Origin of the sequence: Microcoleus sp. D2_18a_D3 (genome assembly GCF_036702455.1) — a bacterium.
Classification (GTDB): Bacteria; Cyanobacteriota; Cyanobacteriia; order Cyanobacteriales; family Microcoleaceae; genus Microcoleus.
Map to the genome: position 1 here is coordinate 1 of NZ_JAUBTK010000057.1, position 15118 is coordinate 15118.

Consider the following 15118-nt stretch of genomic DNA (forward strand, 5'->3'; position numbering starts at 1 on the left):
CATAATGTTGTATTTTAATGAGTGTTATTTTTTGGTACTCGCACGACCACTTCATCATATCCTAATTCAGCAACGCCCAATTTTTTAAGTATCGATAGCAATAGACGTGCTAACAATGTTGGAAACAGGAGTATAAATGTCGGCTTCAACTTCGGGTACTCGAATTGAAATAATTAGTGAATAAAGAGCCATCTGATTCCAGCGATTTAAATACTTTTTCTCTTTCCACCACCCCCCCACGGGATATACAGCAATTGCATCTTTCTGTGCCAATTCTACTGCATTGCCATGCCAAATATCAGAATGAATTGAACCACTATCCCTCGTATTAGGTCCGAGGAACCAATTATTTTCATCCGACATAGTTGAGATTGTTCTACCTTCTTCTTCTTCTCTCGTAGCTTGATTGATTCGCCATTTAAAATCATCGTCTGTTTCCAAAGAGCCTTTGACTTTAAAGCGTAAACCGTGAGAAGCGTAACGGTGGCGATATGCCCATCCACGCTCTCCTGGGTTCGGTTCAATGAAGTAGGATAGGGTAATCTTTAGCTCTACTTTTTCCTCTCCTAATTTTTCTAGTTCTTCGCTAGGCCAAGGTAGCTTGTGGAGCTTCATCTCTTTAGTTTTAACCAGGTTCGCCTCTAAATAAAAAGGTTGTAGTTCATCTTCAATAATTAGTGTTAAATCATTACTAGCACTTTGAAGGGCGCGTCTTAAATCAGGAACTCCATAACCATAGCGTCTTAAAAGAGTGCGTCTAGCAGTTTTAGAAGATGCGACTTTGAAATGATTCTGCATTGCTGGAGTCCATTCCGCAGAGTGTACGATCAGCGCGCGTACAGTTTCTGGACGATAATGAGAATGTTCTGACATGATGCGTGCTGCCATGTAACTGGCGAGAGCAGTTGCACAGCTTGTGTCGTTCATTCTATCAAACATTCTGACATTTGGGCGGTAGTAAGTTGTAAGAAGGCAAAGATCGTCAATGGTTTCGGCTGAATTTTGACCGTTAAAAGCCATATTTCCACCTTCAAAAACGACATCTGGACGAATTGGCCATTGAGAGTCCCATCTTACCGAAGTCCTGCTGCGAGGCGAAAGATCGCCTCCAGGTGCTAATACCTGCCAGCCCGCATAGTTAGGGTCGAGAATATTAATTTGTTCAGTACAAGCACCCACAATTAGAGGGTTCCAGGCTTGTCCGGGATTTTCTATTGTTTCAAGATCGTTAATATTGAGGTAATCTTTTGGAAAGATTTCTTGAAAAATATTACCTGCGGAAACAATCATTAGTCGTCGGAATTCACCATCGTTAAAGCATAGCTGATCCACTGCTGCTGACCAAGACGATGGCGTTCCTGCATTGCTAGAGTCTATACTGCTCGTTACCGCCATACAAAAAACTCGACGGCGTTCGGGAGCTTGAATTTCAGGTAAGGAAACACCCTGCTCCGTGATGGCACCGTAAAGATCGGGTTCGTTTTGTCCCGTATGTGGCAGTATTTTGACTGATTCAAGGCGATGTAAAAGTTTCACTTTTTCGGATGTTGCCAGCATCGCGATGAGTGAGTCAGAATACAAACACAAACCAGCCATTGCAGTACCGTGACCCCGCCAATAAACACTATCATTAACCCCCCAAGAGGGTTCGACAGAGTGCATGTCGTCTAAAGCCATTCCTGATGAAAGTAACGGATGAATTCGTGCAACCCCACTATCCAACAAACAGATCGATACAGCGTGTTTACCAGGTTCAAGCAGTCGTTTTTCTAAATCGTTGACCCATTGAACTTGGTCTGAAGCTGCAATTTCAAAAAACATTGATGGAGTATCTTTGGCGATACGTAATTCTGCTACTGCATCAGAATTATGGATGACTCGTGCCATTCCTTCTACATCGGACATTGCTAGAACAATTTCGCGTTCAGGGAAAGAAATTGCATGAGGCTTTGTGTGAATTTCCAACTTTTGAGTAATCTGGTTAAATTCCTCCCGTTTATCCTTGCGGAGCCAAACCTCCCACCAAATTTTTCGCTCGTCTTCTGGAAATAAAGCTGGATTATCGGTGAATAGCGATGTTACTTTACCAATCTGAACATTTTCTAAACGAGATATCAGAGCTTCATTTTTGGGTTTTTTTGTTTTGGTATTTTTATCCCGATATTCTTCTACTTTTTTCATAAAGTAATCAGAGGATGACTCGGGAACGAAGACTATTGCTCCAACCATATCTTCCCGTTCGGGGAGTTTCTTTACTACCACCAATTCAATTCTTTTTTGCTGGTTTTCTAGGGACTTTAAAGCAATTGTTTCCTTAGCTTGAATCTCAAATTCTAGATAAAAGCCCGAGACTCCTGTAGCCAGTTTAGAATCGCGGGAGTTTAGCTGTTTGCGAGCTTCTTGAATTGCTCTGCCGATCGCTTGTTCTAGATATTTAGCATGAGCTGCCCTATTACGTTCGGGAGGGGAATTAGCTCCACCACCTCGCTTGGGTCTGGTGTAATTTTCACTTGTGCCATTTTCAAATAAATAGATATGAGGAAGCTCGCGTGATTGTTTGGACATACTACAATTAGGATTTTTTCAATACTCGGAGGTTCATTTCACGTCGTTCTAAGATAGTCGCCAGCAAATTTTCTTTATCAATTTTCTCATCCTGGAATAGTACAGCCTGCTTTGCAGATTCATCCGCAGCGCGAACAATTTCAGCTAGACTCAAGTGTTGTGCAGCATTCAAAATCTCTGACCAGTCATTCCATTGCAGGTCAAATAAGACAAGCCGTGTCTCTAAAAGACGGCGAATCATTTCTTCAGTAGGAACTGTATATTCAATGATATCATCGAATCGACGAAACAGAGCTTCATCTAGTAAATTTGGGTGATTTGTTGCGGCGACTATCAAACTCTCACTTCGATCGTTTTCTATAAATAGCAAAAATGAATTTAATACGCGACGGATCTCTCCAACATCATTGGCATTGTTGCGATGCGTTCCAATTGCATCAAATTCATCAAAAAAATAGACCCCCCGCGTGAGTGACATCGCCTCAAAAATTAATTTAAGTCGGCTGGCGGTTTCTCCCATAAACTTGCCAATCAGGCTACTGTAGATAGCAGTAAAAAGAGGAAGCTGTAGCTCACCGGCTAAAGCTGCTGCGGTCATTGTTTTACCAGACCCAGGAGTACCTACCAAGAGAATTTTTCTGCGAGGCGATAGATTATAATCTTGCAAGCGGTGGCGTTGTTTCTGTTCTGTAAGAATGCGCTTAAGTTTGGATTCAAGCTCGCGTGAAAGCACCAGATCAATTAGGTTAGTCTCTGGGTAGTGTGCTGAGAGTAAATTAGCTAATTCACCTTTTGGCTGAACTAACGGAATTGGATTAGTTTTACGCTCTATTGAAGAACGTTGGGTTTTTGCTTCTTCAATTAATTCACGAATTTCTTCAGCAAGTTTCCCGTGTCCCTGCCTTGCTTCATGCGCTGCAATCTGGAGAGCCGCAGAATAAAACTGCTGCTCTTCGCCTTCTATGTGGCTTTTTAAAAGCGCTATGATTTGACGAGCAGTAGACATAACTAAGCTATACCTTTCCAGAAAAACTCACGTTTGGTGATACTATAGTTTAACTATTATAACTTATCATGACACTTACCAAACACGAGATTATTAAAATTATTTTTAGCTAATTAAGAAGGATGTATTTTAATTAAAAAACTAAATATTTATCAACAAAAGACTCAGGCAAGATTTGCACTATAAAATATATAATTATGAAATGAGATTAAATAGAAGCCCTCCACGAGCTTGAGATGTTGCGAGATCAAAAAGCTAAGGTGGCAGATCAGGCAATCCATACGTTATGTGTGGCCGCCTTTTGTGCAACAGGTAGTGTTATCTTAGCTTCTGTACTTTCAATGTTATAAGCTGGAGCTTTTCAATGTCGGACTCACAGAATCAGCAATCTAACTCCCACGAAGACAAAACATCCCAGAGACAAAAGTCAGGTGAGCGAAGTCTGAAGAAACCAGCCCCGGAAGACCCTCCTTATAACCAAAGGACAAACTCCATAAATTTCGGGCAGGGTAAATCTGATGGAGAAGTAGAATTCTGATTCCAGAGGCGATCGCTTCGAGTGGATGTTGTGGTGGATGTTGGGGTGAAAGAAAGGAACCCGTAACTGCTCACCGCAACTGCGTTGCGGTATCGCCAATGATGGGTCATAGCGGGCCGGGGAGCAAGTGTGGTAAGAGTTTGAGCCAAATAGGTGAAAATAGAGTATAGTAGCTGTCATGCCGAATCCAACAGCGCGGACAAACCAACCAGTAGAGATAGCCATTGTAGTAGAGAAGATGGCTATTGCAGTGTTGTCTTTGGGAGAATGGCTACTAAAACAACAGCAGCAGCTCAAACAGCAACAACGAAAACTGGTAGAAAAACAACGCCTGATCGAAGAGCAGCAACAGGAGATTGAACAGTTAAAAGAAGCGTTAGAGAAGCTAAAAAACCGCACCTCATCAAACAGTTCTACTCCCCCATCAGCAGACCTGCTCCTCAAGCCCAGCGACAAAAGCAAGCGAAAAAAAGGAAAAAAACGCGGTCCCAAATATGACCATCCGGGCAAGACGCGCAATGGATTTGGTGAACCTGACCAAATTATAGAGCTAGAACTAGAAACTTGTCCGGTTTGTCAAGCAGCAGTGGAGCCAGTTACAGCAGCACCCCGTAAAGTGCAACAAGTAGCCGAGCTCATAGAGCAACCCGTAGAAATTAGAGAATATCGTCGTCCCTTATGCCAGTGTAACGATTGTGGCTGGTCGGGATACTCTCAATTACCACCCGGAGTATGGGAAGGATTTAGCTACGGCGGCAGATTGTGTAGTGTGGTTGGTTGGCTAGGATATGGGGGTAACTTACCGTGGCGAAAACAAGAATATTTTGTGGAACACGTCTTGGGAGTACCCATCTCTCAAGGTTCTCTAGCCAAGATGCAGCGTTACTTCCAAGAGAGCTTGCAGCCAATCTATCAGCAATGGTTGAGCTACGTACAACAACCGGGTGTGCGCTGCGTTGATGAAACTACTTACTGCATTGATGGAATCAAATATTGGTTGTGGGTAGCCACCAGTGACAAGGTTTGTGTATTACTATTAGCTCCCACCCGCAGTAGTGCCGAACTAAAACAGCTATTGGGAGAAGACTTTGAAGGCATTCTTAGTAGTGATTGTTTCAGCGCTTACAACCCTCAATCAGCGGCAGCTAAACAGAAATGTTTGACCCATCTGCAACGAGATTTAGAAGCACTAAAACTGAGTCGTTTTGAGGGCAATCGACTATTAGCTGGGGCAGTTAGTGAAATTTTAACCACTGCTAGAACCCGATATAGGGAGTATCATACTGGTCAATTGAGTCGGGAAGCGATGGCGGCAGAACGTCTTGTACTGGAAGCCAAATTGCAAGATGTCTTGACTAATGCGCCTGTCAAAGGTTGGCCGGCCGATGCCCAACGATTAGCCAACCGGATTCAACGTCATTGGACAGAGTGGTTTACTTTTTTAGATTATCCAGAAGTTAAACCTGACAACAATGATGCTGAACGAGCTTTACGCCCCGTGGTCGTGCATCGGAAAGTAACTGGAGGAGCGCGTAGTGATTGGGGCGCTCAATTAGTCGCTCAAATGTTTAGCTTTTTAGAAACAGTGCGCCTGCAAGGTGGCGAAGCGATCGCACAACTATATGAGTTACTTTCTTTAGCTGGTCGTAGTCCTCCAGGTTTACAATTCAACTGAACTTTCCGTTGAAAGAAATTGAATCAACCAGTTTTCCACAAACTTCCTTTTTGATTGTGGCCAGTTTTTCTGGAATACCACCTACTAACTAAAGTGCATAGCGCTCGCTGACATCATTGGCGATACCGCAACGCTGTTGCGGTGAGCAGTTACAGGAACCCTAGAAGTTGAAACGTGACAAATGACTGACCCGCCCATTGAACAACTGGATTTGTTAGATACCGACTATGCCGACATCCTTGCCAGCAGCAAATATCCCGCGTTAGAACTACAACTGGTAAAATCGGGCATTAACCCATCAGAAGCCCACATCAAAACCAATTTCCTCACTCTGGTGCTACTTTAACCGAAGCATGGGAAGTAGCTTGCGAATATAAGCCCACGGTTGAAGATTTTCGCTTATTGGCAGAATTCCTGTGGGAGATTCAAGACAGCGTTGAAGTTGATTAGCTGCTGATAATTTTGAATTGAATTTACTTAACAGAGCGATCGCCATATTTTGAAAATATAAGCTTTTACCGCTATGCCTAAACCAAAGAGGTATCCCGATAATTGGCAAGAGATTGCGCTCTCGGTGAAAGAAAACGCGGGGTGGCGTTGTGCAAAGTGCCATCAACAATGCCTCCGACCCGGCAAACAAAGCGGCTTAACCAAATCTGAACGGTGTGCTTTAACTTTGGCGGTGCACCATCGCAACCGGATACCGGAGGACAACCGCCCTGAAAACTTAATCGCTCTGTGTACCGCGTGTCACCTGTCGTACCACAACCGCAGGCAGTCTAACGTATCGCCGGGGCAATTATCCCTGTTCCCGGATGATGCGGTGGATTGGAATATCATTAATTTTTACCAGGAATCGGCACCGGACACTTTATCGGCTGTTAAATTGAAGAATTTGTAGCTATTGCTTCAAGCAGAAACAAACCGACTTTCTTGTGCAGTCCCTGGTTGTGTTGGGTACAGCCAATCTGAATCAAGCATTTAGGGCACCCGTCAGAACACTCGCAATGCACGAGGTTTACTGGTTTCTGCAAATATCTGTAGACTTCGTTTCAAAGTTTCATCAAATTTTTATTTCGGCCTGACATTCTAGCGGGGGAAGATACACGACAAGAAGGGTGAGACATAGATAACCCTTCAGAGGAGTGGCTATTTTCATCACACCCGTTCCTAAATGTGAGGAGGAAATTTCCATGTTATCGAAGTCGTTGCAGTTGAATTCTTTATCGATCGTCCGTTACGGATCTAGTTTTGTTTTGGGATTAGTGTTGTGCACGGGTTCAGCTCCGGTGCTAGGGCACGTTGGGCATGACAACGAGTTTGCAGGTGGCGATGCGGCGAAGATTATGCAACCCATTGAGGTTGATGCCAGTAAAGCAACCGCATTGGGAATTAAGACAGAGGCGATCGCCCCCACGACCGATGGAGGTATTCTAAAAATTCCCAGCACCAGTTTGATTGATGCCAATGGGCAAAAGCTCGTCTACATCCAAGAGGGAACGACATACAAACCCATCTCAGTTCAGGCTGGTACCGACTCTGGAGATGTGGTGGAAATTAAAGAAGGCAATTTAGTTCCGGGGAATCAGATTGTGATGCAGGGGGCAACGCTTTTGTACTCCGAGGCATTGCGAGGTAAACCTCCGGCCCAAACGCAGGCATCACCCGCTACATCGCAAGTAGAAACGCAGGCATCACCCGCTACATCGCCCGCTACATCGCAAGCATCGGCCGCTACATCGCCAGCAGAAACGCAGCCGGCTCAAGGATCGTCACCTTTGATGTGGGTAGCAGGCGCAGGAGTTTTACTGGTGGGTGGATTCGCCCTCTTTGGGTTAAAAGGCAAGGATCGGTAGACATTCAAAAACCAAGATTTTTGGTAACAGTCGATCGCGACTGAGTAAATTTCTTTACTCCGTCTCCTAAAAGCTTGCCTCATGCTATCCAAATTTCATCCTTATGTTAAACGTCATCCCCAAATGGTCTATTGCTCAACGATGGTTAGTGGTGTTCGGGGCGATCGCCCTAACCATCTGGAGCCTGCATACTGTAAGTCGAATGCCCCTCGACGTGTTGCCCAACTTTGCGCCCCCTCAAGTAGAAGTACAGACCGAAGCCCCCGGTCTAGCCCCGGAAGCGGTGGAATCGTTGGTGACGTTACCGCTAGAAAGTGCGGTCAACGGAACACCAGGAGTTGAAGTCGTCCGTACCTCCTCAGCCGTAGGAATTTCTGTACTGCGGGTAGTGTTTAAATGGGGTACTGACCCCTATCAAGCTCGTCAACTCGTGGCAGAGCGCTTGCAGGACGCGCAAGACCGACTTCCAGAAGGCATAGGTACACCGCAGATATCGCCCCTAGCTCCCCCCATCGGGACGGTGATTCAATATGCTTTCACGTCAGACACTACATCGATCATGGAAGTACGGCGTTTGGTGGATGGCAAAATCAACAATCGCTTGCTGGCAGTTCCAGGCGTATCGCAAGTGCTAGTCTACGGCGGAGAAATTCAGCAGTTTCAGGTCATTGCGAATCCTGAAAAACTCAAAGCGTTGAAGGTTTCGCTACAGGAAGTCGTCAAGGCTGCAAACGAGGCAAATGCCAAAACCGCCGGTGGATTGTTGATTGACCCCGAACGCGAATTAGTGATTCGGGGACAGGGACAAATCCAGAACATCGAAGATTTGCAAAAAGCGGTCGTCAAGGTGCAGGAAGGAAAAGCGATTCTACTGCGGGATGTGGCAGAGGTGAAGATTGGGGCTGCACTCCAGCGAGGCGATGCCAGTTGGAATACTAAACGGGCTGTGGTGGTGATGGTCAACAAGCAACCTTTGGTGGATAGTCCCACCGTCACGCAAGCCATCATCGAGGCGATGGAGGAAATTAAACCGGGCTTACCCAAAGATGTGAAGGCGAATGTCACTTTCCGGCAAGATGCCTACATTGATGCCTCAGTTGGTAATGTGCGATCGGCGTTGATCGAAGGCAGTTTGATTGTCGCAGCCATCCTGATTCCCTTTCTGATGAACTGGCGCACCCTCACCATCTGTTTGCTGGATTTCTTTCTCTCGCTACTGTTCTCACTGTTGGTGTGTTCCTGGATTGGACTGGAACTCAACACCATGACCCTCGGCGGATTGGTAGTGGCGATCGGGACAGCAGTTGATGATGCGATCGTCTACTGCGAAAATACCTACCGCCGCTTACGGGAAAATCGCCTCTCGCCCAATCCCCAGCCAGCAATGGAAATTATTTTTGAGGGTTCTCAGGAAGTGCGCGAGTCACTGATTGGAGCCACGTTAATTGGGATTATTGTTTTTTCACCAATCTTCACGCTTTCTGGTGTGGAAGGGCGCATCTTCACCCCAATGGGCATTGCCTATCTGGTGGTGGTAATCATCTCCAGCCTGGAATCCCTAGTAATCTCCCCTGCATTGTGTGCCATTCTGCTGCCCCACAGCCGGATGCAGACGACAGAACCCTTCCTAGCCCGGTGGTCTAAACAACTTTACGATCCGTTGCTGCGAATGGCGATGCGTCGCTCTACCTTAATTTTAGGATTGGCCACAGCCTCAATGGTAGCGGCAATGTTGATTGTGCCGACGTTAGGACGGGATTTTCTGCCAACGTTCCAGGAACGATCGCTCATGAATGCGATCGCCCTTTATCCGGGTTCCTCATTGGAATCAACCAATCGCGTCGGGTTAGCGATTCAAACAGCACTTAAGGATGACCCCCGGTTTGAATCAGTACAACTCCGGGCAGGGCGTGCTCCGGGTGATCCGGATGCGGCATCGGTGAACTTGGCCCACCTGGACGTGGAACTGAGTGAAGCTGCGATGCAAAACCGTCCTGCCTCGATTCAAGCCTTGCGGGAGGCATTGGGTCAGTTTCCGGGAGTTGCTACCAATATCGGTGGCTTTATCAGTCACCGCATGGATGAAGTGTTGTCGGGGGTGAGAAGTGCGATCGCCATTAAAGTATTCGGCAACGATTTACAAGAACTACGCCGCATTGGAGAACAAATCGAAACGACCATGAAAGGCGTGAAGGGATTGGTAGACCTTCAGCTTGAGCCCCAAATACCGATCCGTCAAGTACAAATTCAATTTAACCGAGATGCAGCCGCCCGCTACGGATTGACGATCGCCCAATTGTCAGATTTCACGGAAACAGCCCTGAATGGTCGCGTGGTTGCTCAAGTACCCGATGGTCAACAGTTGGTCGATGTGTTGGTTTGGGTCAACGAATCAGCCCGTCGCAATCTCAACACGATTCGCAACCTCCAAGTTAATACCCCAACAGGTCAAATCATCCCGCTTTCGCAAGTGGCAAAGGTTGACTTTGGCAATGGACCAAACACGATTAACCGAGAAAATGTCTCTCGTTTAATTGTGGTGTCAGCCAACGTACAGGGACGCGATGTTGGTTCGGTCGTCGGTGACATTCGTGCCAAGGTTAAGCAATCAGTGCAACTGCCCCAAGGCTACTATATTCAGTACGGCGGACAGTATGAGTCGGAACAACGCGCTGCTCAAAACTTCCTAATTTTCGGAATCTTAGCGGTGGTGGCGATCGCAGTATTGATGTACTTCACCGTAAAATCCGTTCCTGCGATGCTGATGGTGATGATCAATTTACCATTAGCACTGGTTGGCGGTGTCATCTCCGTGCTGCTAACGGGCGGTGTTCTTTCTGTTCCCTCAATGGTGGGCTTTGTGACGCTATTTGGCGTGGCGACGCGCAATGGATTGCTGCTGGTAGACAACTACAACACCAAACTGGCACAAGGAATGCCGCTTCCCAAAGTCATTGTCGAAGGCTCGATGGAACGGTTGCTGGCGATTCTGATGACTGCACTCACATCGGCATTGGGGATGATTCCCTTGGTGTTAAGCGGTGGAGCCGGAAAGGAATTGTTGCAGCCGTTGGCGATCGTTGTCCTCGGCGGACTCTTTACCTCAACTGCTCTCACCCTACTGGTTCTACCTGCATTGTATGCTCGATTTGGGAAGTTTCTGATGCCTAAACGGGTGATGAAAGTGCCCGATCTGAGAAACTACAACGTGGAGCAGCCACCAACGAAAGGGGATGAGGTAGCGATCGAATGAGAATTCTGCTGGCGGAAGACGAACCCGATTTGGGTGCCATTGTGCAACGCACCTTGAGCCGAGAAAAGTACCTGGTGGATTGGGTGCAAGATGGCACAACTGCTTGGAACTATCTGGAAGACCAATGGGCCGAGTACACGGTGGCGATTTTTGACTGGTTGCTACCGGGAACTTCTGGGCTAGAATTGTGCCAACGTTTGCGCCGGCAGAATAATCCTTTACCTGTTTTGATGTTGACGGCAAAAGATCGCACGGAGGATATGGTGGCCGGGCTGGATGCTGGGGCTGATGACTATTTGATGAAACCGTTTGTGAAAGCGGAGTTGTTAGCCCGGTTGCGGGCTCTCCAGCGACGGGGACGGAGTTTGTCGCCAGAACAGTCGCCATATTTCAATCCTGCCCAACTTGAGGCGGGGCGATTGCTGCTTGACTATACTAAATCCATCATCTCCACTACGGATGACGGAGGACAGCTAAGGGTGATTCCTCTAACGGCTAATGAGTTTCGGTTACTGGAATATTTCATGCAGCATCCGAATCAAATCCTCACGCGCGATCGACTTTTGACTCGGCTGTGGGATGTGGATACTGACCCGATGAGCAATGTAGTTGCTGCTAGAATTCGTCTGTTGCGCCGCAAGCTGGCAGATTCTGGCTGTGACGGGATGATTGAAACGGTTCATGGATTCGGGTATCGCTTGAACAAGTAATATGCACTCCAACAAGCTATTTAACCGCACGCGCTGGCAACTTGCAGGTTGGTATGCGATCGTCCTGGGGTTTTTGTTAGGTATATGCGGTGTTGCAGTCTATCAGGTTGTGTTTCACACGCAGCGATACATCCTCCAGGAAAAACTACAGTCCTTAGCCGGAACGCTGCATGACACTATCGAACCACAATTACAACAACCGGGACAGCTTTCATCCAGCTTGAAAACTATTTTGCCCGGTTTGTGTCTGTGGAATGAAAACTGTTACTCTTCAGGCAATGACGGGGTGCGACATACTGCTAGGGTGTTTCAGCAGGAGGGATATTATCTCCGCTTTTTAGACCAATCTGGGGCAATATTAGGGAAGGTTGGAGAGCAGCCGGATGTATTAGAAAACTTTGCACCAAAAGAGTTTTGGCAAATTCTGCATCTTTCTAATGGCGATCGCTTTTATCAAATTTCTTTATTACTGAGAACAAACAGCGGTTTGCCTTGGGGTTATATGCAAATTGGGCGATCGCTCAAAGAATGGGATGCTTATCTGAACACTTTGCGATTGTTGCTCTTTTTAGGCTTACCCTTGGTCATGCTGCTAGTGGGAGGAGCTAGTTGGTGGTTATCTGGATTAGCGATGCGACCAATTTATCAGTCCTATCTCCAGATGCAACAATTCACCTCCGATGCCGCTCATGAATTGCGAACGCCTCTGGCTGTCATTCAGACTACTGTTGAGGATACTCGTCTGGCTGAAGATTTACCGGAGGTTAGTCAAAACCTGGATATTATCGAACGACAAAACATCCGCCTTTCTAGGTTAGTGAAAGATTTATTGTTTATTTGTAGAATTGAGCAACAACAGATTCCGACTCAATTGCAGCATTGCTGTTTCCACTATCTAATCGGCGATTTAGTAGAAGAACTTGCAGGTTTAGCAATGATGGCTGAGGTGGAATTGAAGTTAGAAATTCGTGCTTCGCGAGCCGTTGTAATTCTTGGGGATGAAGCCCAACTTTACGGGATGGTGACGAACTTAATTACAAACGCCATTCACCACACCCCGCCAGGAGGGTTAATCCTTGCCATCCTCGATTGCACCGACAAGGAAGCCATAATTCAAGTTCAAGATACAGGTGTTGGTATCGCCCCAGCCGAACAAACGCGAATTTTTGACCGCTTCTACCGAGTGCAGAACGATCGCTCTAGAGCTACAGGTGGGGCAGGATTAGGGCTATCGATTGCGGCTGCGATCGCCCACGCTCATCAAGGTAGCATCCAACTTCAGAGTGAGTTAGGCAAAGGCAGTACATTTACAATCCGTCTACCGCTCAAATGAGAGCAATTTTTAATTATCACAGAATAAGGCGATCGCACAGAACCAAGATGCGATCAGCTGTACAAGGGTGAGGAAGCGAAAGTCTCCACAAGAGTCCTCAACTGTAGCAATCTGCGATTGCCACAGTTGACCCGCCCCGTCAATTTATCCCTCTTCTGTCACGTTTGGGAATAAGCAAGTAGTAAATAATCTAAATCATCCAAAAGCATAACAGGGTTTAAAGTGATTGATTGCAGCAATTAATTGATTGAATCCCAGCAATAAAGGTGAATTAGAAAAAATACTTAATCAGGGATAAATCAACCAAAATAGTGTAAGGATTCAGGTCACTGAACTCCTTGCTGGGCAAAGACTTTAGATCTGGAGCTTGATGCTAAATAAATCTCTATTCTCAATAAATGACAAAAAATGACAGTTTTTCGTCCTTTATTGACAATCAACCACGAAAGACAAAAACCCTTATTTTGCCCTAAAACCCTTGCCAGACAAGCGTTGGAGCCGCAAGTTTTTAGACCTGAATCCTTACAAAATAGTAAAAGCGGTTGATAATGAGACGCAGATTATTTAAAGTATTTTTCCATCCGTATTCAGGATTCCATTGTGGATAATTAAAAAAATCCACATCACTATTTTCTTGTGCCTCAGTCTCAAGTTGACGCGATTGATTTAAGCCTAAAAATGCTGGACAATTTAAACTAATCATCGTGTAAACACAAAAACTGCATTTCTATTCGGCATTTGAAAGCTCCTATTGCTAGGGTAAAGTTCAACTGGTCAATGTTATCTAGGCGGTGTCGAGGTCAGCCACACTACCTAAACCCAAATCGGACGTTTAATGACTGACAGCAGAGCCGAGAACTGTTGAAGCATTCTCGGGTGCTGTGACCTGGATAACGTAGCTCTCAAGGAGCTTAGACGGGTCAACTACAGACTTTTGCAAGCCCTCACTAGAATCTATGATTTAGTGCTGGGTCGTTGACTAACTCAAAACCTCAGAGCGAAGCATTATTAACTGAAAAGAGTTTTCAGGAAATATTTTTCATCAATTTTGTTGTCGCACACAACCATTGACTTAGCTGCTTGTTCGGCTAGCGATCGATTGCAGCCTTTGAGTTCCGATTTAGCTACCAACTCAAGTTCTGGCATAACGATTGCTTCTAGGTAAAATACATTGCCTGGTGAATCGTCGTAGTAGCAAGAGCTTTCGATCGTAAATTTCCAATTTGACCAGTAAAATGTACTTTTCATTGCTGGTTCTTAATCGCGGTACAGTTCAACCTCAACAATGGAACTATGAGGATTTTCAGAAGCACGATTCTCCTCAGTTAAGCGTAAGTCAGCATCCAATCGAGTATCGAAAAAATGGGCTGCTTCAAAGTCTTCAGTCCATTTTCCTTTCATTTCGAGAAGCCAGTAAACGCAGCCATATTCAGTAGCATCGCCAACCCAATAACTCGCCTTAAGAATCGCAAACTTGATTTCAGACTTAGGCTTAGACATAATTTAAGACCGGGAGCGACCCGGCAATCACGCTATTCACTACACAATTGATAGGCAAATATCAAGCACAGGATGAAATTGCTTTCCAATCCGTAGCCTTCCCAGCGACTATTTCTGATTCCAACAATGTGACGGCATCGCTTAAGCCATTCAACACCGCCTCGCTGTGTAATTGCTTCAAAGAGCCGAGGATGTTGCTGTAATTTGCACACAAGGATTTCCGTCATAATCTCGATCGATTCCTGCATATCAGGGCTTTTGTGCTTTTGATAGGCAGATTCAGCATCACGGAAATTCACACCATTGAATGTTACCGGGTAATGATTTTTGATTTTGTTCTTTCGGAAAGCTAGCTCTGTAGGATTGGTCAAAGCTGCACCAATCCCAATATCAGAGCCAGACCAAATATTAATGCCTTCCATCTTATCAGCTCCAATTAAATAGACTGAGCGATTTGATAGGCTTGTTGATAGAGTGGATCATTACTCTTTGGCTGCTGACCTTCTTTTTGATCGCTGACGGCTAAAACTACCTTGATTTTCTGAGTTTCAATCTCGGAAGGTAGTTTCTGATTATGATAGTAATAGTTGGCAGAAGTGTGGAAAAAGGTAGCGAGATCGGCTTCATATTTCAGAAACCGAACTAAATCTTCTAATTTCATAGCAGTGAAGAAAATAACACT

At 45.7% G+C, this 15118-nt stretch carries 13 protein-coding genes and 1 pseudogene; 7 read left to right on the plus strand and 7 right to left on the minus strand.

Annotated features, from left to right (window positions below; all coding sequences use genetic code 11):
- Positions 1-84: 84 nt before the first annotated feature.
- Both QUB06_RS22995 and QUB06_RS23000 read right to left on the minus strand, forming a co-directional pair.
- Entirely contained in the window at positions 85-2565 is a 2481-nt protein-coding gene (locus QUB06_RS22995) for a S8 family peptidase (RefSeq protein WP_333437244.1), read from the minus strand.
- A 7-nt stretch (positions 2566-2572) separates the two neighbouring features.
- The gene (locus QUB06_RS23000) at positions 2573-3571 is read right to left on the minus strand and encodes an AAA family ATPase (RefSeq protein ID WP_333437245.1); all 999 of its coding nucleotides are present in this window, start codon (positions 3569-3571) and stop codon (positions 2573-2575) included.
- 716 nt (positions 3572-4287) lie between these two features.
- On the opposite strand from QUB06_RS23000, the gene tnpC reads away from it, so the two are divergent.
- The 7 genes from tnpC to rppB all read left to right on the plus strand — a co-directional run bounded on the left by tnpC (position 4288) and on the right by rppB (position 12936).
- The gene (gene tnpC / locus QUB06_RS23005; RefSeq protein ID WP_333437246.1) at positions 4288-5784 is read left to right on the plus strand and encodes an IS66 family transposase; all 1497 of its coding nucleotides are present in this window, start codon (positions 4288-4290) and stop codon (positions 5782-5784) included.
- Between the two features lie 181 nt (positions 5785-5965).
- The gene (locus QUB06_RS23010) at positions 5966-6130 is read left to right on the plus strand and encodes a hypothetical protein (protein WP_333437247.1); all 165 of its coding nucleotides are present in this window, start codon (positions 5966-5968) and stop codon (positions 6128-6130) included.
- 177 nt (positions 6131-6307) lie between these two features.
- Positions 6308-6685 (plus strand): HNH endonuclease, encoded by a 378-nt coding sequence (locus tag QUB06_RS23015; RefSeq protein ID WP_333437248.1) that lies wholly within the window; start codon positions 6308-6310, stop codon positions 6683-6685.
- A gap of 292 nt (positions 6686-6977) precedes the next feature.
- On the plus strand, positions 6978-7640 hold the full coding sequence (locus tag QUB06_RS23020; protein ID WP_333437249.1) for a hypothetical protein: 663 nt from the start codon (positions 6978-6980) through the stop codon (positions 7638-7640).
- A gap of 103 nt (positions 7641-7743) precedes the next feature.
- Complete coding sequence (locus tag QUB06_RS23025; RefSeq protein ID WP_333437250.1) at positions 7744-10893, plus strand: efflux RND transporter permease subunit; 3150 nt, start codon at positions 7744-7746, stop codon at positions 10891-10893.
- Positions 10890-11603 carry a two-component system response regulator RppA gene (rppA, locus tag QUB06_RS23030; RefSeq protein WP_333437251.1) on the plus strand — a complete coding sequence of 238 codons (714 nt, stop codon included), beginning with the start codon at positions 10890-10892 and terminating at the stop codon, positions 11601-11603. Before QUB06_RS23025 ends, rppA begins: the two co-directional genes overlap by 4 nt.
- Position 11604: 1 nt before the next feature.
- Positions 11605-12936, plus strand: coding sequence for a two-component system sensor histidine kinase RppB (gene rppB, locus QUB06_RS23035; RefSeq protein ID WP_333437252.1), 1332 nt, complete (start codon positions 11605-11607; stop codon positions 12934-12936).
- A 527-nt stretch (positions 12937-13463) separates the two neighbouring features.
- Here rppB and QUB06_RS23040 read toward each other — a convergent pair.
- From QUB06_RS23040 to QUB06_RS23060, 5 genes and pseudogenes are all read right to left on the minus strand, one after another.
- A pseudogene (locus QUB06_RS23040) lies at positions 13464-13654 on the minus strand (IS701 family transposase); the annotation flags it as partial.
- A gap of 290 nt (positions 13655-13944) precedes the next feature.
- Entirely contained in the window at positions 13945-14184 is a 240-nt protein-coding gene (locus tag QUB06_RS23045) for a hypothetical protein (RefSeq protein WP_333437253.1), read from the minus strand.
- Positions 14185-14193: 9 nt separating this feature from the next.
- Positions 14194-14436 carry a hypothetical protein gene (locus QUB06_RS23050; RefSeq protein WP_333437254.1) on the minus strand — a complete coding sequence of 81 codons (243 nt, stop codon included), beginning with the start codon at positions 14434-14436 and terminating at the stop codon, positions 14194-14196.
- A gap of 32 nt (positions 14437-14468) precedes the next feature.
- Entirely contained in the window at positions 14469-14858 is a 390-nt protein-coding gene (locus QUB06_RS23055; RefSeq protein WP_333437255.1) for a hypothetical protein, read from the minus strand.
- 14 nt (positions 14859-14872) lie between these two features.
- Positions 14873-15097, minus strand: coding sequence for a hypothetical protein (locus QUB06_RS23060; RefSeq protein WP_333437256.1), 225 nt, complete (start codon positions 15095-15097; stop codon positions 14873-14875).
- Positions 15098-15118 lie beyond the last annotated feature (21 nt).

Bases quoted from the DNA above. Each gene is read 5' to 3' on its own strand.
- QUB06_RS22995 (WP_333437244.1), bottom strand. From the start codon at position 2,565: ATGTCCAAACAATCACGCGAGCTTCCTCATATCTATTTATTTGAAAAT.
- QUB06_RS23000 (WP_333437245.1), bottom strand. From the start codon at position 3,571: ATGTCTACTGCTCGTCAAATCATAGCGCTTTTAAAAAGCCACATAGAA.
- tnpC (WP_333437246.1), top strand. From the start codon at position 4,288: ATGCCGAATCCAACAGCGCGGACAAACCAACCAGTAGAGATAGCCATT.
- QUB06_RS23010 (WP_333437247.1), top strand. From the start codon at position 5,966: ATGACTGACCCGCCCATTGAACAACTGGATTTGTTAGATACCGACTAT.
- QUB06_RS23015 (WP_333437248.1), top strand. From the start codon at position 6,308: ATGCCTAAACCAAAGAGGTATCCCGATAATTGGCAAGAGATTGCGCTC.
- QUB06_RS23020 (WP_333437249.1), top strand. From the start codon at position 6,978: ATGTTATCGAAGTCGTTGCAGTTGAATTCTTTATCGATCGTCCGTTAC.
- QUB06_RS23025 (WP_333437250.1), top strand. From the start codon at position 7,744: ATGTTAAACGTCATCCCCAAATGGTCTATTGCTCAACGATGGTTAGTG.
- rppA (WP_333437251.1), top strand. From the start codon at position 10,890: ATGAGAATTCTGCTGGCGGAAGACGAACCCGATTTGGGTGCCATTGTG.
- rppB (WP_333437252.1), top strand. From the start codon at position 11,605: ATGCACTCCAACAAGCTATTTAACCGCACGCGCTGGCAACTTGCAGGT.
- QUB06_RS23045 (WP_333437253.1), bottom strand. From the start codon at position 14,184: ATGAAAAGTACATTTTACTGGTCAAATTGGAAATTTACGATCGAAAGC.
- QUB06_RS23050 (WP_333437254.1), bottom strand. From the start codon at position 14,436: ATGTCTAAGCCTAAGTCTGAAATCAAGTTTGCGATTCTTAAGGCGAGT.
- QUB06_RS23055 (WP_333437255.1), bottom strand. From the start codon at position 14,858: ATGGAAGGCATTAATATTTGGTCTGGCTCTGATATTGGGATTGGTGCA.
- QUB06_RS23060 (WP_333437256.1), bottom strand. From the start codon at position 15,097: ATGAAATTAGAAGATTTAGTTCGGTTTCTGAAATATGAAGCCGATCTC.